Origin of the sequence: Blastomonas sp. CCH1-A6 (assembly GCF_001556365.1) — a bacterium.
Classification (GTDB): domain Bacteria; phylum Pseudomonadota; class Alphaproteobacteria; order Sphingomonadales; family Sphingomonadaceae; genus Blastomonas; species Blastomonas ursincola.
This window is the reverse complement of the sequence record NZ_LSIS01000499.1, coordinates 1-359: the sequence shown is the minus strand read 5'-3', so window position 1 is coordinate 359 and position 359 is coordinate 1. Positions and strand designations below refer to the sequence as shown.

Here is a 359-nt window from a genome sequence, read left to right as displayed (position 1 = left end):
ATTTCTTCGCGGCGGGCGGCGGACGGCAGGGCAAGGTCGGTAGCGCCGATGCGCTGCTGGTCGAGGCGCCCGCGATGACGCGCTTTGCCGTCGACTGGCTCGAGCGCCGGTTCTAGCCGCGCCGCGCCGCGAGCAGACCGATGCCGAGCCAGAGGCCGAGCGGGAAGCTCATGCCTGCGCCCACAAGCGGGACCGGGAACCATCCGAAGATCGGCGCGGCGCAGGCAACCGCGATATAGAGCGCGAGCGCGCGCGCGGCGACATCGTCCAGCCGCCGCGCGAACAGCATCGCGGGGATGGCGGCCAGGCTCGCCACGGCAGCCCAGGCGAGCGCAGGCGCGGACGCATGCGCGAGCTGA

1 protein-coding gene is annotated in these 359 nt (G+C 73.3%); it reads right to left on the bottom strand.

Translation table 11 applies throughout. The features are described from left to right. Positions 1-112 precede the first annotated feature (112 nt). The coding region (locus AX735_RS26150; protein ID WP_202189642.1) for a hypothetical protein at positions 113-359 on the bottom strand (247 nt) is incomplete at its 5' end.